Here is a 22,535-nt window from a genome sequence, read left to right as displayed (position 1 = left end):
CCCGTTAAAGTATTAAATTTGATCTGTAATCGCCATGGCTTGGGGCTGTGCTATGTAATAGCCTTGCAATCCATCAACTAAGAGTTTTTCGAGGGTGAGTTTTTCTTCTTGGCGTTCGACGCTGGTCGCAATAACCCGAATGCCTATCCGTCTTGCAACATCCACCATCATACGGACGAAGAACTTATTATTGTTGTCTTCATCAATGTTCGATGTGTAGCTGCCATCAAGCTTTATGTAGTCTGGGCGCACTTCACTGAAGAATTTGAAGGACGTAAAGCTCATGCCAAAACGCTCTATCGACACCCGTGATCCAACGCTATGTATTTCGCGAACGAACTTATAGCTTGCCCCTAAGTTAGACTGCATACCTGACTCATTGATCTCAAATACTAAGCGCGAGGCGATGTATTTTTGCTTGCCTAAAATGTCCTTTAGCCAAGCGACAAACATATCTTGATGCGCAGAAAATGCGCTGATATTGATGCCAAAGTTACCCGAAATGGTCGGGTTTTCCTTAAGCATTCTTAATGCACTGATCACCACCAGTTTATCTAATTCAGAACTCATACCGTGACGTTCGACCATAGCGATCACTGTGGTGGTCGGTAAAAACTTACCTTCGCTATTGTAAAAGCGCGCCAACAACTCACGGTAAACCTCTACATCGGTACGACACGGCTGAATTGGCTGTTGGTAGAATTTTAATGCTTGGCGAGTGACTAAATCATTGATCGCCATTTTCCAGCGATCATCACCAAACTGCTCGTCACCATTGAGTTTTTCTTGGATATGATAGCTATTAGGCCCAAGGGTCTGCGCTATGCTGACTGCGGTATCCGCAATCGTCAGTAAATTAACCGCATCGGTACCTTGATGATAGGGAACTAAACCGATATGGGCGACAGATTCCGCTTTTGTCATCTGCAAATATTCATCGAGATAAATTTTTAATTGATCTAAAAATTTTGGCGCATCCTTCAGCATGACATCAGGAATAAAGATGGCAAAATCAGCGCTCGATACCCTGAAACATTCTGCATCTGAATACTTACTACAGGCTTTGCGGATACAATTTGCCACCCTTGAAAGATAATCATCCCCCGCAGTTCGCCCTTGTTTTTGATTAATTTGCGCAAGCTCTGTGGCCTTAACCATTGCCATCAGCCCCAATTGAGGAATATCGGGATTGCTTATGGTTTCTAATTTTTGGGTAAAGCGCTGGCGACTACCAAAACCTGTCACTGTGTCTTGATAGGCCGCTTTATGCAGCTTTTCATTCTCTTGATTGAGTTTATCGATTTGGGCTTTAAGTTGAAGACGACACTCTTCAAGGGATATTCCAATGGGGTTGAGCTCACCTGTGAGTTTTGATGATGCGACAGCAGAAAACCCTAACTCAGGTATTTTTGAAATATAATCAGCAGCATAACGTATCGCCGCCCTATGTTTTGACATTAACAGAATAAACACTAACAGTAAGATAAGGTAAGCCACCAGTAACATGACACCGAGCTTTTGAGTATGACTAATCGAAGTTTCAATCGCTTGGTTTGCACTGAGTTTGACTTGTAAACGACCGGTTGCCAATTTTTGTGTATGACTGAGCTCGATAGAAAATAAACGGGCTAAGGGATGAGGATGTTGGCTGTCTAAACGACCTTCTGTATGACTCCGTTGGCCATCGGTATCATCAATATATTGGAAAAATTGGAATGGGTAATTTTCAGAAAGCTTTTTGAAGAGTTCGGCGCCATCACCTTGCCATTGTTGGTAGCGGGTTAAACTGGTTTTAAAGCTATCCAGTTCTTGCTGTTGTTGGACTTGTAATTGGCTATTTTCGCTTTGATATACCCAAGCAAAAAGACCTAAGAAAATAAGCAGTAAAAAAATTGGATATGATTTTGACATGGCCATAAAAATCCGCTCTATTTTTTTGGGTGAGCTCAAACAGGATAAGTTTAAGTCAAGAATATTTAACTGCAGCTATCTGTGTGATGACACTCATAAATTTTTATTAATAAGCTGATAACAGTGTAACTGCATTTGCTTAAAAACAAAACGGAAAAGAATAGGGTAACTAGAAGCCAGAAGAGGCAAAGACACGGGAACAAAACGAAGAATAAATTGGCTCCCCTGACTGGACTTGAACCAGTGACATACGGATTAACAGTCCGCCGTTCTACCTACTGAACTACAGGGGAGTAGAGGGTGCGATATTGCTATCGACTTTACAGAAATAACACTTTTTAAATGGCTCCCCTGACTGGACTTGAACCAGTGACATACGGATTAACAGTCCGCCGTTCTACCGACTGAACTACAGGGGAATCGAGGTGCGATATTACTATCGACTTTTTAGCTTGCTTAAATTGGCTCCCCTGACTGGACTTGAACCAGTGACATACGGATTAACAGTCCGCCGTTCTACCGACTGAACTACAGGGGAATCATTTTAATGCTTCAGCTTGATAATGTAATTGGCTCCCCTGACTGGACTTGAACCAGTGACATACGGATTAACAGTCCGCCGTTCTACCGACTGAACTACAGGGGAATTGTTTACAACTTATCTTACTGCTTGTTCTAACTCATTTTTATCATGTGCTTAAAGTGGCTCCCCTGACTGGACTTGAACCAGTGACATACGGATTAACAGTCCGCCGTTCTACCGACTGAACTACAGGGGAATCGTTTCACACAATCGTAGCGACTCGTTGAGAACGGAGCGCATAGTAAAACGCTCTGTTGGATGAGTCAACTCGAGTTACTAAAAAAAGTGTAATTATGCTGTTAAGTGCTCATCTAATGTGCATCGTGGTGCAGAATTCGACATTTTTCGTGAAAAACCACTTAACAATTCGCAATATAGCCATAATTGAGTCCATCGTTTTTAAGCGGTGATTCTATGAAATTGAAATCATTCGCTAAATAATCGACACCGTTTTCGGTACTTGGTCGAGTACTTAAGGCTCAAACCGCTCAAAAAAGGATCTCAGGTGGGGTAATGTGAATTTACTCAGTTCTTTATGCCGATAGAAAACGTGGGTTATCTTTTCGCCGTTAAAGTCTGTTTTTCTGTTTTAACAAGTTTGCTGTTGTTGATGGAGGTGTTAATTGAGGCTTTATCGAATTAGCGTGAGCTGTTTTTCAAATTAAGTGATGCACTTCACTATTGGTTGTGGCACTAGATGCGCTACTACAGCTCGCGTTAATTACAGTTAGTGAAATTGATACAAGTAGCAACATTTATCAAATGTAATTAAATTACTAAATGCCGAGAGACGGTTGTTAAGACACATGACAGCCTCCAATCCCGCGTGGTTTCTAGGTTATTTCGACTTATCAACAAAATCTGTGGATAACCCTGTGAGTTGTCCTGAAAAATGGCCGCCAAAGCCTTGGGGTATGGGCGGCGGACTTAAAATGCACTATTTTGGGGTTCAAAAATAAATTTAAGCATTATCAACTGCATACTAAAAGCAAGTGGTTTTTGTTGAGGGTGAAAACAAGGTTGCAATTTTGTAATCGAACGAAATTGATTTCTTGTGTATTAAATTGGCATTTTTGCTTAGTTTGCGGGTGTTTTGTGAGCAAAAAACGCTGAAAACGCCTTAGTTTAAAAGTTTCATGTTTCTTCCTTTAAATTGTCATCTTGCGGTTTTAGATCGTATTGATATGACGACAGGAAGGATAACTGTGGAGCTTAGTCGGTGACTTGATTAGAATGGGGCGACTCACTAAAAGGATATGTGCGCGTGTCAGAATCTGTTTTTCAGCTTGAATCGCAATTCGCCCCCGCAGGCGACCAACCTACAGCGATTGCCAAATTAGTCGATGGACTCGAAGCGGGTCTGGCTTGCCAAACCTTACTCGGGGTGACGGGCTCAGGTAAAACCTTCACGATTGCCAATGTGATCCAAAAGTTAGGTCGGCCCACGATTATCATGGCGCCTAATAAAACCTTGGCGGCGCAGCTTTATGGCGAGATGAAAGAGTTCTTTCCCCATAATGCGGTCGAGTATTTCGTTTCTTACTACGATTACTACCAGCCCGAAGCCTATGTACCTGCGTCAAATACCTTTATCGAAAAGGACGCTTCGGTTAATGCTCACATTGAGCAGATGCGTTTATCCGCCACTAAGGCGCTGTTAGAGCGTAAAGATGTGGTGCTGATTGCTTCGGTGTCGGCCATTTATGGCTTGGGCGATCCCGATTCCTATTTAAAAATGTTGCTGCATCTACGCCAAGGCGATGTGATGGGGCAGCGTGACATCTTAATTCGTCTCAGTGAATTGCAGTACAAGCGCAATGATATTGAGCTACAACGTGGTACTTATCGTGTGCGCGGTGAAGTGATTGATATTTTCCCCGCCGATTCTGAGCGTAATGCCATTCGAGTCGAGTTGTTCGACGATGAGATTGAACGCTTAAGTGAGTTTGACCCGTTAACGGGCCATATTATTAAACGTATCGCCCGTACGACGGTTTATCCAAAAACACACTATGTCACGCCGCGGGAAAAGATCATCGCTGCCACTGAGTTTATTAAAGAAGAACTGCGTGAGCGTAAACAATATCTACTCGATAACAACAAGTTAATTGAAGCCCAGCGTATCCATGAGCGGGTGCAATACGATGTGGAAATGATGGTGGAGTTGGGTTACTGCTCTGGCATCGAAAACTACTCGCGCTATTTGTCTGGCCGCGCACCGGGGGAAGGGCCACCAACCTTGCTCGACTATTTGCCTGCCGACGGCTTATTAATTATCGATGAATCCCATGTGACTGTGCCGCAAATCGGCGCTATGTACAAAGGTGACCGTTCCCGTAAAACCACACTTGTGGAATACGGTTTCCGCTTACCGTCCGCCTTGGATAACCGGCCGCTCAAGTTTGAAGAGTTTGAGCAATTGATGCCGCAAACTATCTATGTGTCGGCAACACCGAGTGCCTACGAGCTGGAAAAGAGCGAAGGCGAGATTGCTGAGCAGGTCGTGCGGCCAACGGGATTACTCGATCCTGAATTAGAAGTGCGCCCTGTTGGGACCCAAGTGGACGATTTATTGTCTGAAATCGCCAAGCGAGTGGCCGTCAATGAGCGGGTGTTAGTGACGACGCTGACTAAGCGTATGTCGGAGGATTTGACCGAATACCTCGACGAACATGGCGTAAAAGTGCGTTATCTGCATTCGGACATTGACACTGTCGAACGGGTTGAGATCATCCGCGATCTGCGTTTAGGTAAGTTTGATGTGTTGGTTGGGATCAACTTATTGCGCGAAGGCTTAGATATGCCTGAAGTGTCATTGGTGTGTATTTTAGATGCCGATAAAGAGGGCTTCTTGCGCTCTGAACGCTCGCTCATCCAAACGATTGGCCGCGCGGCGCGTAACGTCAATGGTAAAGTGATCCTCTATGCCGATCGCATCACCAATTCGATGGAGAAAGCGATAGGTGAAACTGACCGACGTCGTGAACGTCAGCGGGCGCACAACTTAAAACACGGTATTACGCCTAAGGGCGTCGTTAAACGGATCACCGATGTGATGGATGTGGACGATAGCCGCGACAGTAAAGCTGTGTATGGCAAAGTGGCTGAGCCTAAGTCCCATTATCATAAAGCCGATGCGGCAGAGTTGAGCCATCAAATCGATCAGCTTGAGAAGAAGATGCATGAACATGCGCGCAACTTGGAGTTTGAACAAGCGGCGGCAATGCGTGATGAAGTCAAGCACCTGCGGGACCTGTTGATCAAAGCCTAGATTTATTCTTACGCTCAGCATTAAAAAAGCCGTCCAGCAATCATGCTGCGACGGCTTTTTAATATCTTGACTTGGATTAAGCAGGGACTTTTGATGGGCTCATTTTTAGCTTGATAAACACCGCTAAAGCGCAAATCAGCCCGCAGATTAAGCCGACCAAATGCGCCTCGGTTGCTACGCGCGCACCTATCATGGCGGTGACATCACTGCTGGCACCATAAAGCTGTTCGTAACCGACTTTGATGATAACGCCAACGAGCAGCAGATAGCCTGAGCGCAGCTTACGGACAATATCCTGCACTGCGCCGTAGGCGAACAAACCATGCAACATACCGCTTAAGCCGACATAACCAAGCAATTGCGGATAGCCTAAATACAAGCCTATACCTTCAAGTAAACATAACACGAAAAATAGTGCACTTAAGCCTTTGAGATGATAATGAAAATGGTGCAAAAATAGCACCACCCACAGCCCTGCAAGGTTCATCAATAGATGCCATTGATTCGTGTGCAGTAAATTTCCACTGATTAATCGCCACCATTCACCTTCACTAATTGCACTGCGGCGATAGGCGAGTAGGTTATCGACAGCGGGGCTTGCTAAGCCTGCGGCATACAAACCCGCACAGATCAGACTCACCATCAGCGCGACCCAATAGGGACTGCGTGTCATGCTTTTGGCTCGCTGGCGTCAAGCTCAGCCATGACCGCCGCTTTATTCTGTAGATAGTCATCTAATCCACGTTTGCGAAGATGACAGGCAGGGCAATCACCACAGCCATCGCCAATCACGCCGTTATAACAGGTGAGAGTATGGTGGCGAACCAGATCAAGTTGCTGATATTTATCCGCCAGTGCCCAGGTTTGTGCCTTATTGAGCCACATCAAAGGCGTGATGATTTTTAGTTGTTTATCCATGCCTTGAACTAAGGCGGATTCCATCGCTTTGACAAAATAGTTACGACAATCAGGGTAGCCAGAAAAATCCGTTTCACACACGCCTGTGATAATCGCTTGCGCTCCTAATTGATAGGCATAAATGCCTGCAAGCGTTAAAAATAGAATATTACGGCCGGGCACGAAGGTATTGGGTAAGCCATTTTCCATCAACTCGTGTGAAACGGGTATTGCATCACGGGTGAGGGCTGAAATAGCTAACTCATTGAGTAAGGTGACATCCATGACTTTATGGCTGGTGATCTTCAAACGTTTTGCTAAGGATTTGGCAACTTCAATTTCTTCGCGGTGGCGTTGACCGTAGTCAAAAGTGATCCCATGTACTTCATCGTACTGGGTTAGGGCTTGAATAAGGCAAGTTGTTGAGTCTTGTCCGCCACTGAATACCACCACTGCTTTGGACACCACTGTTTTTGACACTAAGCTCGTTGACATAAAGGATTTCACTTCACCGTAGAACAGGTATAAATAGGGCGTTAGTGTAACTCAGGCCTTATGGCTTGCAAACTCTGACTATAGGGTCGAAATAGGCTTTCTCGGCGCAAAAACTTGCAGCTCAAGCTAAAATCCACTATAAATGCCGCCCCAGAAAAGTGGAACGTCAGTATGAATTACCCTGTCAACGAAGTATTTGAAACCATTCAAGGTGAAGGTGTCTTTACCGGAGTGCCCGCCATATTTGTCCGCCTACAAGGTTGTCCCGTGGGATGTGCTTGGTGCGATACGAAACAGACATGGGATGTGCTTGAAGCCAATAAGGTGTCGCCAGAGCAAGTGATTACCGTGGACGGCACCATTGGTCGCTGGGCTGATCATACGGCGCAAAGTCTTATTGCTGCTTTTCACGCTAAAGGCTTTACTGCGCGGCATATCGTGATCACCGGCGGTGAGCCTTGTATGTACGATTTACGCGAATTAACCGAGACCTTGCACAGTCAAGGCTTTGCGACTCAAATCGAAACCAGTGGCACCTTCGAAATCAACTGTGCCGATGACACTTGGGTGACAGTATCACCCAAGGTGAACATGAAAGGGGGCTATCAGGTATTAGCACAGGCGCTGAACCGCGCCAATGAGATTAAGCATCCTATCGCTACTGAAAATCACATCGATGAACTTGATGAGTTACTGCATGACATCGATATTTCAGCGAAAACGATTTGCCTGCAGCCGATTAGTCAAAAGCCTAGAGCGACAGAACTGGCGATGAAAGTGTGTATCGCCCGTAATTGGCGCTTATCGATCCAGACCCATAAGTATTTAAATATTGATTAATGCTAATCTGCAAAGCATAAAAAACGCCTCACAATTGTGGGGCGTTTTTTATGGTGGATGTTTTGTGGATTCTAAACCTATCGACTTAAGATAAGGTGTTTAATACAGTTGCTTAATCAAGCTCACTTAACTGGCCGAAATGATTAAATGCTGCAAGTTGGCGCTGATAGGGCGCAATATCGCCGATGTTAGCTGCAATCCAATCTGTATCGTAATAAGTATCAAGGTAACGCTCACCCGAGTCACAAATGAGGGTCACTATTGAGCCTTGCTCTCCACGCGCTTGCATTTGTACGGCAAGTTGCAATGCGCCGTACAGGTTGGTTCCTGTGGATGCGCCGGTTTTACGGCCAATCAATTGTTCTAACCAATGAATTGTCGCCACTGATGCGGCGTCGGGAATTTGCAGCATAGTATCGACAACACCAGGAATAAACGATGGCTCGACTCTCGGTCGACCTATGCCTTCAATCTTACTGCCATTGCAACAAGTTAAGCTGGCATCGCCGCTCTGATAGAAATCAAAAAAAACGGAGTTTTGCGGGTCGACTACGCAAAGTTGTGTCGCCAACCTTTGATAGCGAATGTAACGGCCTATGGTCGCCGATGTGCCGCCAGTGCCTGGGCTCATCACTATCCACCGCGGGATAGTGTGTGGCTCGCGCTCCATCTGATTGAAGATAGAGTTGGCTATGTTGTTATTACCGCGCCAGTCGGTTGCACGCTCGGCGTAGGTGAATTGATCCATATAATGGCCGCCAAGCTCTGCGGCAAGGCGCGCCGATTCTGCGTAAATCTCACTGGAATGATCGACAAAATGACATTGACCGCCATAGAAAGTGATCTGCTCAATCTTCTTTTTAGCCGTGCTTTTGGGCATTACGGCAATAAAAGGTAAACCGAGTAAGCGGGCAAAGTAGGCTTCAGAAATCGCCGTACTGCCCGATGAGGATTCGATAATTGGCGTGCCTTGCTTAATCCAGCCGTTACACAGGGCATAGAGGAAGAGTGAGCGGGCGAGGCGATGCTTCAAACTCCCTGTCGGGTGGGTACTTTCATCTTTAAGATAAATATCTATGCCATCGAGCATAGGTAATTCAAGCTTAATCAAGTGGGTATCGGCGCTGCGCTGAAAATCCGCTTCAATCTTGCCTATCGCGTGGGCTTCCCATGTTGGGCAGAGTCTGTGAGCGCTGTGAGAATCCACTGGTGGTTGAATCGTGTTAGAAATCATAGTAGTCACATCGAAAGAGATCATTTTCAGAGCATATCACAGGGACGGGCAAAGCGGTTTTATTGGATGAGCTTGAAGTCATTCGCTTAAAGTAGAGCACGACGTAATTGAAATCAAAAACAAATGTCGCTCACCAAGAGGTTTACTTAATATAGAAATGCCAAGAATTTAATTAGATTAAGCTGGAACAGTCAGATTAAGTTGGAACAGACTAAGCGGAAGTGGAACAAGAAGGATATGCGAGAGTGAAAGAAATGGTGGAGGGAGAAGGATTCGAACCTTCGAAGGCTGAGCCGTCAGATTTACAGTCTGATCCCTTTGGCCACTCGGGAACCCCTCCACAAACTTTCTTTTTAGCTTTACAACTGACTTTTAAAATTGTCTTTCAAAACATCATCAATAACAGACTTGTTTATCAAGACAAAACTAAACATTGGCCATGTTTAGTCTTTGAAAATGATTATCTGCGTTAGAGATAAAGATGGTGGAGGGAGAAGGATTCGAACCTTCGAAGGCTGAGCCGTCAGATTTACAGTCTGATCCCTTTGGCCACTCGGGAACCCCTCCACGAATACCTTTAACGCTTTTGTAAAACTCTACATCATTTTCGAACAACACGATAAAACTTGCAGTGCAAATGGTGGAGGGAGAAGGATTCGAACCTTCGAAGGCTGAGCCGTCAGATTTACAGTCTGATCCCTTTGGCCACTCGGGAACCCCTCCTCAATTGCGGCCGCCATAGTAGTCAGAAACCTTTTCCATGTAAATACCCAATTTAAAAATATTCCTAAAGTTATGTATCAAATGGTCGATTAACTAACAACGAATTGTTTTGACGATGTTTTTTTATGCAAATTGATGTTCCTTTAGTCAACGAAGCCCAAATTGGCACCCGCTTAAACGCAGCGATAGAAAACGACAGACGGGGCGAATTCGCCCTGTTGCTGTCGTTACTGTCGGTTGACGCTCGGGATATGGCACAATTCCAATGGCAAAATGAACTTGATATGGCGCAAAAATTACAACGTCAGTTCGAATTGCCACCGCAGCAAAGTTTAATGGCGGATTTATCGTCTGCTGAACCAGTGGTTGATAACAGCAGTATTTTTATGGCTCAAGGTCCACGTGCGTTTCAATTACAACAAGCATTGCGACCGGAAGCCTTAGTCATCCGTGGCGGCGAGTCAGTCGCAATGGCAGAAGCGTTAAGTAACTGTGACCATGTCACTCAGCTGAGGCAAAGGGGCCAACTAACCGCGCCCAAAGTCGAGATTATGCACTTTGCTGATCAATTGGCAATCCAACGTAATCTTGTGCCTTTGCTCGCCTCAGCCTAAGGCCGTCTTCCCGCAAGTGGTCTTCAGTACCCATCAAGTCAATCTGATCCATTTCGATAAATAAGCGTGAGCTAAAGCCAGTTATCTTGAAGCTTAATTACCTATAATTCGTATTAACCTATCGAGTTAAAATTTACCACGTTAAAAATTTAACGAGCATATTTTAGTTATGCCGTTAATCAGTCGCTCTATACATTAAGGAATACAGATGAAAGGCATAATAGAAGCACAGAGCCCGACAGTGAATGACACTTGCACCGATTGCGGCAGCTTTGTCGATATCGGCGCCGTTATTGATGAACACGATACGTTATTGACGTTAAATTTTGTTGGCGATAGCGCTCAAGCGGATGCCGAAAGCATGGCAACACGCGCTCAAACTCGATTTGCTGAAGTGCAAACTGAATTTGTGACTAAGACTGAAGGCGTCGACTTACTGCTGACCTTCAATGTCAGCGCGGAAAAAATGATTTTTCAATTGGAAAACGGCCTGTAATTTTTAAAGCAGCACTTTAGTTTTTAGTCGGTTATGGATATCCGGAAATCGCGCTAATTGCCTAAAAATGCTGCTATTGTTAACCAAATTGTAATAAATTGTGCCACATGTTGCTGTGCTTACAACAGTTAGTGTAATATGCCTCCAAATAAGAATAATTCAATCAGCTTAATTCCACATTTTGAGGTAAGTTTGCTAACAGCAAAGACCTTTAGCCCAACACGAAGTTTTGTAGGGAACCAGCGTGAAGCGACGTCAGCATCAGCATTTATTGGAGTCTTTGGTACAGTCAACTGCAAAACAGCAGGGCGATTTCACAAAGACGGCAGAGTTAACCACAGAGTTGTTGTGCCAGAATTTAGCGGTTTCTTTGGTATCAGTGTGGACTTTTTCATCTGATCAACAAACCCAATCACTCGTCGCACAATTTGGTTCTATGATGTTGCAAGACATTCATAGACCTAAGTTATTACAAGATTGTCCCCGGTATGTACACGAGCTCAAAACTCTGCGCCATATCGATGCAGGCAATGCCCTGACCGATCCACGTTTAAGTGAATTGGCTGAGTGCTATTTTATCCCGCGGCAAATCAACTCGAGTCTTGACATCGCCATTCGTATCAATGGCCATCTCGAAGGTGTGCTCTGCATCGAGCGGGCACAATTGACTCCCCACTGGCATGACAGTGAAATTCACCTCGCGTGCCAGATGGCCGACCAATTAGCCCTGACCTTAGCGACAAAACACAGCTACGATAAAGAAGAAAGCTTGAGTTTATTTCGCTGTGCCACTGAACAATCGCGACAAATCAGTATGTTAATTAATCTGCATACTGAAAAAGTCGAGTATGTGAATCAGGCGCACAGTGAAATCACTGGCATGCCCCGTGAACAGATTATCGGCGCGAATATCCGTGAGTTGGCTTTTTTCAAGCAGCATGCCCAATTAGCCGAGCAAACCCTAGCGCAAATCTTTAGGGGCGAAATTGCCAAAGGCGAAGTGCAGTTTAGTCGTGCCGATGGCAGTCGTTATTGGCTGACATACGTGCTGAGTCAGTTCATTACCGATCGCGGCAATCATTATGCCTTGGTCTCGTGTGAAGAAAATACCGACGAGCATAACTATAAGTCAGAGCTTGAACGGCTTGCTTGGCGTTGTGGATTAACGGGACTCCATAACCGTACTCATTTTAATCGAGTCCTTGAACGTACCACGAAGGGACTGTTGTTATTAGTTGATTTAGTGGGATTTAAGCGTTTTAACGATACCTATGGCCATGAAAATGGCGATAGCTTGTTGATAGAAATTGCCCGCCGTTTGAAACATTTTTCTGAGATTAATAAGGCCACCGAAATTGCCCGCGTCGGCAGCGATGAATTTGCCGTGCTGTTGACCGATGATAATGCGGTTTACGATCTCGATTATTTTAGTACTCGCCTGTATCAACATCTTGCTATGCCTATTTTAATCGGCCGTGAGCAAGTCGAACCTAAGCCTGCTTTAGCTGTGGTTGATATTGCCTCTGTGGCGAGTTTGTTTGCCCCATTAACCTGTGCCGATATTGCAGTGCAGTATGCTAAAAAGAAAAAAGGCACTGCAATCCAAGTATTTAACAGCACGTTATTGAGTGCATTTAAAGAGGATGCGCAGATAGAACGTGATTTACACAGTGCGATCCGTGGCCGTCAGTTTGAGCTTTATTATCAGCCACTGAGGGATCTTGAGCAGAATACCTATATTGGCGCCGAAGCCTTAATCCGTTGGCACCATCCTAAAAGAGGCGTGTTATTTCCAGCTTCCTTTATTGATATTGCAGAGCAGTCGGGGATGATTAATTCTATCGGCAGTTGGGTTTTAGAGGCCGCTTGTCGACAGTTAAACCTATGGCAGCATCATAATGCAGATATGACAATGCATGTGAATGTGTCGGCCCGCCAGTTCTTCAGTGGTAATTTATTTGAGCAAGTGTGGCAGTTGTTGACGCGTTATCGCTTGAAACCTAAGACTTTAATCTTAGAGATCACTGAGACTGAATTGATGGGTGATATTCGTCACGCGACCTTGTTATGCCAAGAATTAGCGGAATTAGGCGTAGGGCTCGCGATTGACGATTTTGGGACGGGTTACTGCTCTATGCGTTATTTGAAGCAGTTTCCGATCAGTAAACTTAAGATTGATCGTTCGTTTATTTCAGATCTTACCGTCAGCCGTGAAAGTCGCGAAATTGTGTCAGCCATTATCGCCATGGCGAATGCATTAAATATATCTTTGACGGCAGAAGGGGTTGAAACCCTTGAGCAAGAAGCGTTTTTAGCGAAAAGTTTTTGCCATCAGGCACAGGGTTATCTCTATAGTCCTGCATTACGGGAGCCTGAGTTTGCACAATTTATCTTGTCGGCTAAAAGCGCTTTGGCCATAACCCACTAAAGTTACATATAACCCACTAAGTCACAATTGTTTCAAATGTGCTGCTCACGATAAAATAAAGGCAACCTAGGTTTGTAATCTAGGTTGCCTTTATTGTTGATCTCTGTACTTGTTCAATCAGCACTATAAACCTTCATCGTAATTTTCCAGTGCAGTTCAGCACTGTATACCTATTAAGATTTTAAGCAGCATTGTTTGAATTTTTTGCCACTATGGCAAATACAGAGATCATTTCTACCGGGTAATTTAGCCGTCATTTGCTGGCCTTGGCTGTAATACCAGCGACTTTCTTGGTAGATAAATTCGGATCGCTCATAGATAGCATCAATTTCACCATCGAGCTTATACCAAGCTTTAAAAGTAACTGTGCCATGTCGTTGTTCAGCTATTGCCGCTTGAGCATTGTGGATTGGTGTTTCAGTGCTGCTCTGTACATCTAATCCTAACCAATGTGGGTGAGGACCAGCCTTGAGGCTCGTGAGAGTAAGGCCATTTAGATGGTCAGGGTGATGTGTTTTTAAAATGTAATCAAAATTTTTCAATACAAATGCGCAGTAGCGTGAGCGCATAAGTTGTTCAGGAGTACGGGCAATGATTTGCCCAGAGTCTACATGCGTATGCAGTGGACCACAGCAATCTTGATAGCTTATCCCACTGCCACAGGGGCAGGCTTGCTTAGTTGTAGTCATGTTAGCTAAATCTTTAGTTTAATTATATTTGTTTGAATTTATTCTATTTATATCTAAATGCGTTAGATGTTAGACAATCCATTTAAACGTAATCGGCATTAACATTAGGGTAATTTTTTACCCGCAGGTAAAGGCGGAAATTGGCGACCATAATACAAGTTAGGCACTGGTTTCGCATTCAGATAATAGCTAGGTTCTGCGCGGTTATTGGTATCTAAGCTCACTTTCCATTGGGTGGATGAGACTTTTTCTGTACCAATAGCAAATTTGCCAGCAAATTCACTCACAGGTTCGCCAGTTTCTTGTGCCGGGTAAAATCGAACCAAATAATAGCCTGTATCTATTGCACCATTACCGATAATTTTGCGTTTAGTAATGCGGAAATCCACGTCAATAGTGGCTTTTTTGGCGTGGATTTTATCGAAAAACTTCTTGTAAATGGCGACAATATTGTCTCGTCCATAGTAAATTTCTTTACTTTGACTCTCAGATAAGTAGCTAGCGTCATCAGCGTAAATCTCACGGGTCACCTCAGGGGACAATTGATTAAAAGCGCTAATAAACAAAGGGTAATTAGCGTTGATCAATTGATCATCAGTGGGTTTTGTATGAGTTTTAGCTGGATTGGCTAAGCTTGGTAGTGACAATAAGCACATCAGGACTAGCGGCAAAAATTTCATTACTTTATTCTAATCTGGCAATCATGGCGTCACTATAATGGAGGCGCCCGCTGAACTAAAGCCTTGAATGTTTACAAAGTGTGTTTCTGTACAAGAGTGTGAAGTAAAGGAGCTTGCCATGCTGGATGATGAATCAGCACTGTTTTTTGAGGAAATGGCTGGAGTCGTGCCACTAAAAGGCGATATGCCAGTGGTAAATTTAGCACCGAAAGCGTTGACGGCTGAGCAAATACACAGACGCGATGCTTTACAACGGGAAGCCTTCCTAGCGTGTATGCCACTGGATTTAAAAGCGTTTCCACAGCAAGCGCCAGATGACATTGTGAGCTTTAAGCGTGAGGGGGTACAGGGCGGCGTTTTTAAACGACTCCGAATGGGGCAATACAGCATCAAGATGGAGCTTGATGTGCATGCTTATCGGTTAAACCAAGCTCGTGATGCCGTCCTTAACTATTTACTGGCAGCGCAGGCACATGGTGAACGCTGTGTCATGTTGATCCACGGTAAAGGCTATCAGAGTCAACCCTTTGCGGGATTGCTCAAATCCGCTGTGTGCTATTGGTTATCACAACTCGACATGGTGCTTGCCTATCATTCGGCGAAAACCGAGCAGGGCGGTGCTGGAGCACTTTATGTGATGTTAACTAAGTCAGAACAGCTTAAGCTTGAAAACCGTGAAGCCAATCGCAAAGGAATGGGATGGCGTTAGATTAAACAGATAAGTATTGAATAAAAATGCCCAATTTTATTGGGCATTTTGTTTTATGTTATTGGGTAATGATTTAACGAACCCTTACCAACCACACTGGCGGTTTGCGGTGGTATTTTGCTCATCTAACCATGTTTTAAGTGGGGCGAAGTAATCGAGCACCGCTTTTGCATCCATCGTTTCTTTGCCGGTGACTTCTTTCAATGCTTCTGGCCAAGGTTTACTTAAGCCTAACTCGAGCATCTTATTGAGTTTCTCTCCCGCGGCTTGATTGCCATAAATACTGCATCTGTGTGCCGGACCTTTATCGCCTGCAGTTTCACACAGCGCTTGATGGAATTGGAATTGCAAAATATGCGCTAGGAAGTAACGGGTGTAGGGTACATTGCCTGGTACATGGTATTTAGCACCCGGATCAAAATCTGCTTCACTACGTTCAGTCGGTGCTTTGACGCCTTGGTATTTTTCCCTCAGATCCCACCAAGCTTGGTTATATTGGGCGGGCGTGATTTCGCCGCTAAACACTTTCCAGCGCCACTGATCTATCATCAGGCCAAAGGGCAAGAAAGCAATTTTGTCTAAGGCTTGTTTTAGTAAGAGGCCGATATCCTTAGATGCATCAGGTACTTCTTCTAATAAGCCGATTTGCTTTAAATAGCTTGGCGTAATCGACAGTGCAATCGTGTCACCAATGGCTTCATGGAAACCATCGTTGGCGCTGTTTTTAAATAGGAAGGGTTGTTGCTTATAAGCGCGTTGATAGAAGTTATGCCCAAGTTCGTGGTGGATAACGCTAAAATCTTCGGCAGTTTTTTGGATACACATTTTAATGCGGATATCGTCGAGATTATCGAGATCCCACGCCGAAGCGTGACAAACCACATCACGGTCCTTTGGTTGTACGAATAGAGAACGCGCCCAAAAACTTTCTGGCAATGGTGCGAACCCTAATGATGTGAAGAAGCCTTCGGCTTGTTTCACCATTTTATGCTCGTCATAGCCTTTCTTTGCCAGTAACTCAGTGACATCGTAACCCGGATCGGCATTGTCAGGGGCGACGAGATCATACACATTGCCCCATTGCTGGGCCCACATGTTGCCAAGTAAGTGTGCAGGGATGGGGCCAGTGGTCGGTGCGACGGTATCGCCGTACTCTTTATTCAATTCTCCCCGCACGTAGCAGTGCAAGGACTCATAAAGTGGCTTAACTTGGCCCCAAAGACGGTCGAGTTCCTGTGAAAAGTCATCGGGCTTCATATCGTATTGACTGCGCCATAGTTCAGACAGGTTGGCATAACCGAGATCCTTTGCGCCTTCATTGGCCAGTTCAACTTCGCGTTGAAACAAGGGGCGCATGGGTTTAGCTATTTCACGCCAGCCTTTCCACGCTTCCAGTAATTTTACGGGATCACGTGATTCGGCCATTAAGCTCGATAGCTCAGGCTGAGTCATACACTTGCCGTCGGCAAAACAGTATTTTCCTTTGCCGTACAAGCCATTTAATTCTGAACTAATTTGCGCCAGCTCGGTATTCTTCGCAGGATCGAGCGGCGCGGGTAACACTAATGCACTGCGCAGTATATTGAGCTTGCGGGCATTTACGGGATCGAGTTGCACATTGGCATACTTAGCCGCCTCAGTTGCAAATTTTACCGACGCGGCACTGACCTTTTCGCCGACTGCGGCAGACAGGGCCGCGGTATCATCAGTAATAAAGTTGCTGTAAATCCACTCGGCGCGATTAGATTCAATCGATAATTCGGCCATCTTGGCTTCAGCATCGTTAATAAAAGCAATGGCTTGTGCTTTATCTGGGGCGGTATTGATGACAACTGCTTCTACTGTAGCTGTTTTGTCTGTTTTACTTTGTGCATCATTACAGGCCGTTAATCCCAGCGCGAGTGCCACTGTGAGGGCGATTTTACTGCGACGATTCAATGAAATAACCATGTCTAGTTGTCCTTGTTGTTTTTGTGTTACACAGTTTACCTAAACCACAGGGTTATTGCACAAGGGTTAATTGACTTGTTTTTAACACTTATTCGGACATGTACGACATACCGCTTATATCACAGACTAGAAAGCGGTGAATTTGTCCAATTTTAGTTTGACATCCGTGGTGCCAATGTTTAATTTAAACGAGTGTTTTAAATTAATTCAAGGTCACGGAATGGCAAGTCGATCCGATACAAAAACTAGAATACTTGATGCCGCAGAAAAACTGTTCGCCGAACGGGGCTTTTCTGAGACTTCCTTGCGACTCATTACCAGCAAAGCTGAGGTGAATTTAGCATCGGTCAATTATCACTTTGGTTCTAAAAAAGAGCTGATCCGTGCAGTGTTAGCCCGCTATTTAGACGTATTTATGCCTGCTGCTTCAAGCCAAATTCACCGTTTAAATGCCGCTCCAGCACAAGCAACACTCGAAGAGATCCTGTCTTCTTTGGTCGATCCTTTATTGGATTTAAACGCGCTACGTACAGAAGGCACCACGATCTTCCTGCAGCTTTTAGGCCGTGGCTATATCGAAAGCCAAGGGCATTTACGTTGGTTTATCACTACCCATTACGGCCAGCATCTGGATGCTTTTGTTAAAGCCGTTTCGGCCAGTGCACCACATATTCCACCCGCTGAAATGTTTTGGCGCTTACACTTTACCTTAGGCACTATCGTGTTCACTATGGCGTCCGCTGATGCCCTAAATGACATTGCTGCTGCTGAGTTTGGTGAGCATAACGACATCGAAGCCGTGATCCGTAAAGTGATCCCCTACATGGCGGCTGGCGTATCAGTCCCAGTTTCTTCTTAATTAAAAGGTCTTGATAATGTTGACGATTATAATTCTTGCCCTGATAGCCATTGTCGTGTTGTTTGCGGTGAAAAATATCCGGATGCAGTTTATTACCCGCCCAGTTTTTAGTTTTTTCAAGAAGGTCTTGCCGCCACTTTCAGATACCGAGCGCGAAGCGATGGAAGCCGGTGATGTCTGGTGGGAAGGGGAGTTATTTCGCGGAAATCCTAACTGGAATACCTTGCACAGCTACGGTAAGCCGACGCTGACAGCTGAAGAAAAAGACTTTATTGATAATCAAGTAATGACAGCACTGACGATGATCGATGATTTCGACATAGTGCATAACCGCAAGGATTTACCGCCGGAGCTGTGGGAATACTTTAAGAAAGAAGGTTTCTTCGCACTGATCATTCCGAAGAAATTTGGTGGTAAAGCTTTCTCTGCCTATGCAAACTCGACCATTGTCAGCAAATTAGCCAGCCGTAGCGTAAGCGCCGCTGTGACTGTGATGGTGCCGAACTCTTTAGGTCCTGGTGAGTTGCTGACCCACTATGGTACGAGCGAGCAGAAAGAACGTTGGTTACCTGCTTTGGCTAAAGGCGATGAAATTCCTTGTTTTGCGTTAACTGGTCCAGAAGCGGGCAGCGATGCCGGCGCTATCCCCGATGTCGGTATTGTGTGTCGTGATACTTTCAACGGCGAAGAAATGCTTGGGCTTAAACTAACATGGGATAAGCGTTATATCACGCTGGCGCCTGTAGCAACAGTTCTGGGGTTAGCGTTCCAAATGCGCGATCCTGAAGGTCTGCTTGGCGATAAGAAAAACTTAGGCATTACCTGTGCGTTGATCCCAACGGATCATCCTGGTGTGGTGATTGGTCGTCGTCATAATCCGCTGGGTATGGCGTTTATGAACGGTACTACTCAAGGTAAAGAAGTGTTTATCCCGCTCGATTGGATTATCGGTGGCCCTGAGTTTGCAGGTAAAGGCTGGCGTATGCTGGTTGAGTGTTTGTCAGCGGGCCGCGGTATTTCATTGCCAGCATTGGCAACGGCTTCTGGTCACATGGCGACGAAGACGACAACGGCTTACAGCTATGTGCGTCACCAGTTTGGTATGGCAATTGGTCAGTTTGAAGGGGTGCAAGAAGCGCTGGCGCGTATTATTGCCAACACTTATCAGTTAGAAGCCGCACGCCGTTTAACAACCACGGGTATCGATCTTAAAGTCAAACCTTCGGTCGTGACCGCGATAGCTAAGTACCACATGACTGAATTAGGCCGTTCTGTGATGAACGATGCCATGGATATTCAATCGGGTAAGGGCATTCAATTAGGACCTAAAAACTATTTAGGCCACCCTTATATGTCGAATCCAATTTCGATCACTGTGGAAGGCGCGAATATTCTAACCCGCTCATTGATGATTTTTGGTCAAGGTGCGACTCGCTGCCATCCTTACGTACTTGCCGAAATGGAAGCCGCAGCGATGGAAAACCAACATGAAGCCTTAGAGCGTTTTGATGCGCTATTAATGGGTCACATGGGTTATGCCACGCGTAATGCTTTCAGTGCGTTGTTTAGCGCGTTAAGCGGTAGCCGTTTTGGCAGTGCGCCAGTGAGCGGTGAAACTAAGCAGTACTATAAAGATATGTCGCGTATTTCGTCTGCATTAGCCTTAATGACAGATTTATCAATGCTGATCATGGGCGGCGATTTAAAACGTAAAGAAATGCTGTCGGCACGTATGGGTGATGTGCTCAGCCAGTTGTATTTAGGCTCAGCGACCTTGAAGTTATTTGAAGATAATGGCCGTCAACAGGACGATTTGCCTGCGGTACGTTATGTAATGGCCAATCGTTTGCACTTGGCGGCTAAAGCGTTGGAAGACACGATTCGTAACTTCCCGAGCCGTCCTGTGGCCTGGTTACTGCGCGGCTTAATTTTTCCACTGGGTAATCACTTCACTGCACCGAGCGACAAAATGGCGACCGATTTAGTTAGCGGTATGTTGAAGCCTGGCCCTGCTCGTGAACGTATTACTTTCTTATGTCCTGAATTTGAAGGGGATAAGGGTGGTATTGCTGAAGTTGAGCAAGCATTTATCGCGCAATATGCCTGTAAAGATATCTATAAAAAACTGAAGAAAGCGCAGCGTGCCGGTGAGTTGCCAGCAAAAGTGCCGAATCTAGTCTTGTTTGCAAAAGCACTCGAGACTGGCGTTATCACTGCCGACGAAGAACAAAAGTTACAGCATGCTGATAAGCTGCGCTTAGCGGCAATTAATGTGAATGATTTCGAAGCGTTATAGTGATTGCTAGTGTTTAATGTTAGCGTTTAATGTTAGTGCAGTTTGGTCTAAGCGGTGTTAAGTTCGATAGCTAGCCGCTTAGGCCGTTTGGATTTCCCTCTGAAATGAGAGACCAACAAATCTTCACCAACAGAAATCTGCACTTACAGAAAACAGTCAATATAAAAAAACCACCTTCATGAGGTGGTTTTTTATTGGCTTTTTTCTAACGCGCTTGAGTTGTTAGAAGAAGCTTAAGCAACCTAAGCTACGATCAACACTTTACAGGTGTTAGTGCCGCCAATCGTTTCCATTGCATCGCCTTTGGTCATTAATACCATATCACCGCTATTCAAATAACCAGCCGCAGTTAATGCTTCTAACGCTTTTTGCGCTAGCTCATCGGCTGGGTGGATAGTTGAATCGAAGTAAATTGGCAACACGCCGCGGTACAAGGCCATTTTGGCTAAGGTTGTTGCGTGACGTGATAAACCCAGGATTGGCAGTGAAGAACTGATACGAGACATCAACTGTGGTGTTGCACCCGATTCAGTCAGAGCGATAATCGCCTTAACGCCTTCTAGGTGGTTTGCTGCATACATAGTTGATAGTGCAATGGTTTCTTCAACTGAAGTGAAACGCACATCTAATCTATGCTTAGACACAATCACACTTGGGTGAGATTCAGCGCCAACACACACGTTTGCCATTGCCTTAACGGTTTCTTCTGGGAAGTCACCGGCAGCAGTTTCAGCAGATAACATCACAGCATCGGTACCATCAAGCACAGCGTTCGCCACGTCCATCACTTCGGCGCGGGTTGGCATTGGGCTTGAAATCATCGATTCCATCATCTGGGTGGCAGTGATGACGACTTTATTCAGTTGGCGTGAACGGGCGATTAACTTCTTCTGCACTGCAACGAGTGCAGCATCACCAATTTCAACACCTAAGTCACCACGGGCAACCATAACAACGTCAGACGCTAAGATAACATCATCCATCGCGGCATCGGTCGCAACCGCTTCAGCACGTTCAACTTTAGCAACGATCAACGCATTACAACCTGCTTGACGGGCAAGATCGCGTGCATAGTCCAAGTCTGCACCACTGCGCGGGAAAGACACGGCTAAATAATCCACTTGGATCATTGCTGCAGTGAGAATGTCAGCCTTGTCTTTTTCGGTCAGCGCAGCAGCAGAAAGTCCGCCGCCTTGTTTGTTAATACCTTTGTTGTTAGATAAAGGGCCTGCCACAGTCACTGTGGTATGCACTTTACGGCCTTCAACACGCTCAACGCGTAATTGAACACGGCCATCATCTAACATCAGGATATCACCAACAGTCACATCGTCTGGCAATTGCTTGTAATCGATACCCACTTGGGTCTCGTCGCCTTCACCTTTGGCTAACTCGGCATCAAGTACATAGGCTTGACCTAATACGAGTTGTACTTTCTTATTGTCTTTGAAAGTAGAAACGCGGATTTTAGGGCCTTGTAAGTCACCAAGAATGGCCACATGAACGCCTAACTCTTTAGCGATTTCGCGCGCTTGAGTTGCTCGTTTTAGATGATCTTCGGGGGAACCGTGGGAGAAATTAAGACGTACAACGTTTGCACCTGCCGCGATGATGCGGCGTAGGTTATCATCACGATCGGTAGCGGGACCTAGAGTGGTGACGATTTTGGTTCTGCGGAACATAAGGATACTCCGTTAAAGTTAAAAAAAATCTTGGGACTATATTACCATGCAATTCCAAATTTTGTAGTAAAGTTACAATCAAATTGATCTAAAGTTATGTATGAAAATTGTGAGGTATCGCTGATATTTGCACGATAAATGGCTAGGTTAAGGATCAACACTAGCCATTTTTAGAAAA

The 22,535-nt window shown here is 45.2% G+C and carries 17 protein-coding genes and 8 tRNA genes; 9 read left to right on the top strand and 16 right to left on the bottom strand.

Annotated features, from left to right (window positions below; translation table 11 throughout):
* Positions 1-12 precede the first annotated feature (12 nt).
* The 6 genes from L5M38_RS04110 to L5M38_RS04085 form a co-directional block, all read right to left on the bottom strand.
* Complete coding sequence (locus L5M38_RS04110; protein ID WP_263178424.1) at positions 13-1,917, bottom strand: GGDEF domain-containing protein; 1,905 nt, start codon at positions 1,915-1,917, stop codon at positions 13-15.
* A 211-nt stretch (positions 1,918-2,128) separates the two neighbouring features.
* A tRNA-Asn gene (locus tag L5M38_RS04105) sits at positions 2,129-2,204 on the bottom strand.
* Between the two features lie 50 nt (positions 2,205-2,254).
* Positions 2,255-2,330, bottom strand: a tRNA-Asn gene (locus L5M38_RS04100).
* A gap of 43 nt (positions 2,331-2,373) precedes the next feature.
* Positions 2,374-2,449, bottom strand: a tRNA-Asn gene (locus tag L5M38_RS04095).
* 32 nt (positions 2,450-2,481) lie between these two features.
* A tRNA-Asn gene (locus L5M38_RS04090) sits at positions 2,482-2,557 on the bottom strand.
* A gap of 57 nt (positions 2,558-2,614) precedes the next feature.
* Positions 2,615-2,690, bottom strand: a tRNA-Asn gene (locus tag L5M38_RS04085).
* 610 nt (positions 2,691-3,300) lie between these two features.
* Between L5M38_RS04085 and L5M38_RS04080 the strand changes: the two genes are divergently transcribed.
* A complete protein-coding gene (locus tag L5M38_RS04080) occupies positions 3,301-3,453 on the top strand; it encodes a hypothetical protein (RefSeq protein WP_158497640.1) in 153 nt (50 codons plus the stop codon).
* Positions 3,454-3,758: 305 nt separating this feature from the next.
* Positions 3,759-5,765 (top strand): excinuclease ABC subunit UvrB, encoded by a 2,007-nt coding sequence (gene uvrB / locus L5M38_RS04075; protein WP_173496685.1) that lies wholly within the window; start codon positions 3,759-3,761, stop codon positions 5,763-5,765.
* A 76-nt stretch (positions 5,766-5,841) separates the two neighbouring features.
* On the opposite strand, the gene rrtA is transcribed toward uvrB, so the two are convergent.
* Both rrtA and queC read right to left on the bottom strand, forming a co-directional pair.
* Positions 5,842-6,438 carry a rhombosortase gene (gene rrtA, locus L5M38_RS04070; RefSeq protein ID WP_263166259.1) on the bottom strand — a complete coding sequence of 199 codons (597 nt, stop codon included), beginning with the start codon at positions 6,436-6,438 and terminating at the stop codon, positions 5,842-5,844.
* Positions 6,435-7,157 carry a 7-cyano-7-deazaguanine synthase QueC gene (gene queC / locus L5M38_RS04065; protein WP_263166257.1) on the bottom strand — a complete coding sequence of 241 codons (723 nt, stop codon included), beginning with the start codon at positions 7,155-7,157 and terminating at the stop codon, positions 6,435-6,437. The genes rrtA and queC overlap by 4 nt, the downstream gene beginning before the upstream one ends.
* A 171-nt stretch (positions 7,158-7,328) precedes the next feature.
* On the opposite strand from queC, the gene queE reads away from it, so the two are divergent.
* Positions 7,329-7,997: a 7-carboxy-7-deazaguanine synthase QueE gene (gene queE / locus L5M38_RS04060; RefSeq protein ID WP_131524163.1), complete on the top strand. Its 669-nt coding sequence runs from the start codon at positions 7,329-7,331 to the stop codon at positions 7,995-7,997.
* 112 nt (positions 7,998-8,109) lie between these two features.
* Here the strand turns inward: queE and L5M38_RS04055 are convergent, their stop codons facing one another.
* From L5M38_RS04055 to L5M38_RS04040, 4 genes are all read right to left on the bottom strand, one after another.
* Positions 8,110-9,255: a PLP-dependent cysteine synthase family protein gene (locus L5M38_RS04055; RefSeq protein WP_263178423.1), complete on the bottom strand. Its 1,146-nt coding sequence runs from the start codon at positions 9,253-9,255 to the stop codon at positions 8,110-8,112.
* A 231-nt stretch (positions 9,256-9,486) separates the two neighbouring features.
* A tRNA-Tyr gene (locus L5M38_RS04050) sits at positions 9,487-9,571 on the bottom strand.
* Positions 9,572-9,713: 142 nt separating this feature from the next.
* Positions 9,714-9,798: transfer RNA gene (locus L5M38_RS04045), tRNA-Tyr, on the bottom strand.
* Positions 9,799-9,869: 71 nt separating this feature from the next.
* Positions 9,870-9,954 (bottom strand) — tRNA-Tyr (locus L5M38_RS04040).
* A 125-nt stretch (positions 9,955-10,079) separates the two neighbouring features.
* Here L5M38_RS04040 and L5M38_RS04035 point away from each other — a divergent pair.
* From L5M38_RS04035 to L5M38_RS04025, 3 genes are all read left to right on the top strand, one after another.
* Complete coding sequence (locus L5M38_RS04035) at positions 10,080-10,568, top strand: VC2046/SO_2500 family protein (protein WP_131524165.1); 489 nt, start codon at positions 10,080-10,082, stop codon at positions 10,566-10,568.
* 208 nt (positions 10,569-10,776) lie between these two features.
* A complete protein-coding gene (locus tag L5M38_RS04030) occupies positions 10,777-11,064 on the top strand; it encodes a DUF406 family protein (protein WP_113939682.1) in 288 nt (95 codons plus the stop codon).
* Positions 11,065-11,308: 244 nt separating this feature from the next.
* On the top strand, positions 11,309-13,492 hold the full coding sequence (locus L5M38_RS04025) for a putative bifunctional diguanylate cyclase/phosphodiesterase (protein WP_263178421.1): 2,184 nt from the start codon (positions 11,309-11,311) through the stop codon (positions 13,490-13,492).
* A gap of 173 nt (positions 13,493-13,665) precedes the next feature.
* Here L5M38_RS04025 and L5M38_RS04020 read toward each other — a convergent pair whose 3' ends face one another.
* Together L5M38_RS04020 and L5M38_RS04015 are read right to left on the bottom strand one after the other, a co-directional pair.
* On the bottom strand, positions 13,666-14,181 hold the full coding sequence (locus tag L5M38_RS04020) for a YchJ family protein (protein WP_263178420.1): 516 nt from the start codon (positions 14,179-14,181) through the stop codon (positions 13,666-13,668).
* A 104-nt stretch (positions 14,182-14,285) separates the two neighbouring features.
* Complete coding sequence (locus tag L5M38_RS04015) at positions 14,286-14,861, bottom strand: nuclear transport factor 2 family protein (protein ID WP_263178418.1); 576 nt, start codon at positions 14,859-14,861, stop codon at positions 14,286-14,288.
* 118 nt (positions 14,862-14,979) lie between these two features.
* On the opposite strand from L5M38_RS04015, the gene smrA reads away from it, so the two are divergent.
* Positions 14,980-15,570 (top strand): DNA endonuclease SmrA, encoded by a 591-nt coding sequence (gene smrA, locus L5M38_RS04010; protein ID WP_198573474.1) that lies wholly within the window; start codon positions 14,980-14,982, stop codon positions 15,568-15,570.
* An 84-nt stretch (positions 15,571-15,654) separates the two neighbouring features.
* Here the strand turns inward: smrA and L5M38_RS04005 are convergent, their stop codons facing one another.
* Positions 15,655-17,520, bottom strand: coding sequence for a M2 family metallopeptidase (locus tag L5M38_RS04005; RefSeq protein ID WP_263178417.1), 1,866 nt, complete (start codon positions 17,518-17,520; stop codon positions 15,655-15,657).
* A gap of 220 nt (positions 17,521-17,740) precedes the next feature.
* On the opposite strand from L5M38_RS04005, the gene L5M38_RS04000 reads away from it, so the two are divergent.
* Both L5M38_RS04000 and L5M38_RS03995 read left to right on the top strand, forming a co-directional pair.
* The gene (locus L5M38_RS04000; RefSeq protein ID WP_028760001.1) at positions 17,741-18,379 is read left to right on the top strand and encodes a TetR/AcrR family transcriptional regulator; all 639 of its coding nucleotides are present in this window, start codon (positions 17,741-17,743) and stop codon (positions 18,377-18,379) included.
* A 16-nt stretch (positions 18,380-18,395) separates the two neighbouring features.
* Positions 18,396-20,675, top strand: a complete 2,280-nt coding sequence (locus L5M38_RS03995) for an acyl-CoA dehydrogenase (protein ID WP_168825236.1) — start codon at positions 18,396-18,398, stop codon at positions 20,673-20,675.
* A 242-nt stretch (positions 20,676-20,917) separates the two neighbouring features.
* Here L5M38_RS03995 and pyk read toward each other — a convergent pair whose 3' ends face one another.
* A complete protein-coding gene (gene pyk / locus L5M38_RS03990; RefSeq protein WP_105252459.1) occupies positions 20,918-22,357 on the bottom strand; it encodes a pyruvate kinase in 1,440 nt (479 codons plus the stop codon).
* Between the last annotated feature and the right edge of the window lie 178 nt (positions 22,358-22,535).

Origin of the sequence: Shewanella sp. SM101 (genome assembly GCF_025654465.1) — a bacterium.
Lineage (GTDB): Bacteria > Pseudomonadota > Gammaproteobacteria > Enterobacterales > Shewanellaceae > Shewanella > Shewanella oncorhynchi.
Note: the sequence above shows the minus strand (reverse complement) of the source record. Positions and strands in the feature narration are given on the sequence as shown.

Bases quoted from the DNA above. Each gene is read 5' to 3' on its own strand.
- L5M38_RS04110 (WP_263178424.1), bottom strand. From the start codon at position 1,917: ATGGCCATGTCAAAATCATATCCAATTTTTTTACTGCTTATTTTCTTA.
- L5M38_RS04080 (WP_158497640.1), top strand. From the start codon at position 3,301: ATGACAGCCTCCAATCCCGCGTGGTTTCTAGGTTATTTCGACTTATCA.
- rrtA (WP_263166259.1), bottom strand. From the start codon at position 6,438: ATGACACGCAGTCCCTATTGGGTCGCGCTGATGGTGAGTCTGATCTGT.
- queC (WP_263166257.1), bottom strand. From the start codon at position 7,157: ATGTCAACGAGCTTAGTGTCAAAAACAGTGGTGTCCAAAGCAGTGGTG.
- queE (WP_131524163.1), top strand. From the start codon at position 7,329: ATGAATTACCCTGTCAACGAAGTATTTGAAACCATTCAAGGTGAAGGT.
- L5M38_RS04055 (WP_263178423.1), bottom strand. From the start codon at position 9,255: ATGATCTCTTTCGATGTGACTACTATGATTTCTAACACGATTCAACCA.
- L5M38_RS04035 (WP_131524165.1), top strand. From the start codon at position 10,080: ATGCAAATTGATGTTCCTTTAGTCAACGAAGCCCAAATTGGCACCCGC.
- L5M38_RS04030 (WP_113939682.1), top strand. From the start codon at position 10,777: ATGAAAGGCATAATAGAAGCACAGAGCCCGACAGTGAATGACACTTGC.
- L5M38_RS04020 (WP_263178420.1), bottom strand. From the start codon at position 14,181: ATGACTACAACTAAGCAAGCCTGCCCCTGTGGCAGTGGGATAAGCTAT.
- L5M38_RS04015 (WP_263178418.1), bottom strand. From the start codon at position 14,861: ATGAAATTTTTGCCGCTAGTCCTGATGTGCTTATTGTCACTACCAAGC.
- smrA (WP_198573474.1), top strand. From the start codon at position 14,980: ATGCTGGATGATGAATCAGCACTGTTTTTTGAGGAAATGGCTGGAGTC.
- L5M38_RS04005 (WP_263178417.1), bottom strand. From the start codon at position 17,520: ATGGTTATTTCATTGAATCGTCGCAGTAAAATCGCCCTCACAGTGGCA.
- L5M38_RS04000 (WP_028760001.1), top strand. From the start codon at position 17,741: ATGGCAAGTCGATCCGATACAAAAACTAGAATACTTGATGCCGCAGAA.
- L5M38_RS03995 (WP_168825236.1), top strand. From the start codon at position 18,396: ATGTTGACGATTATAATTCTTGCCCTGATAGCCATTGTCGTGTTGTTT.
- pyk (WP_105252459.1), bottom strand. From the start codon at position 22,357: ATGTTCCGCAGAACCAAAATCGTCACCACTCTAGGTCCCGCTACCGAT.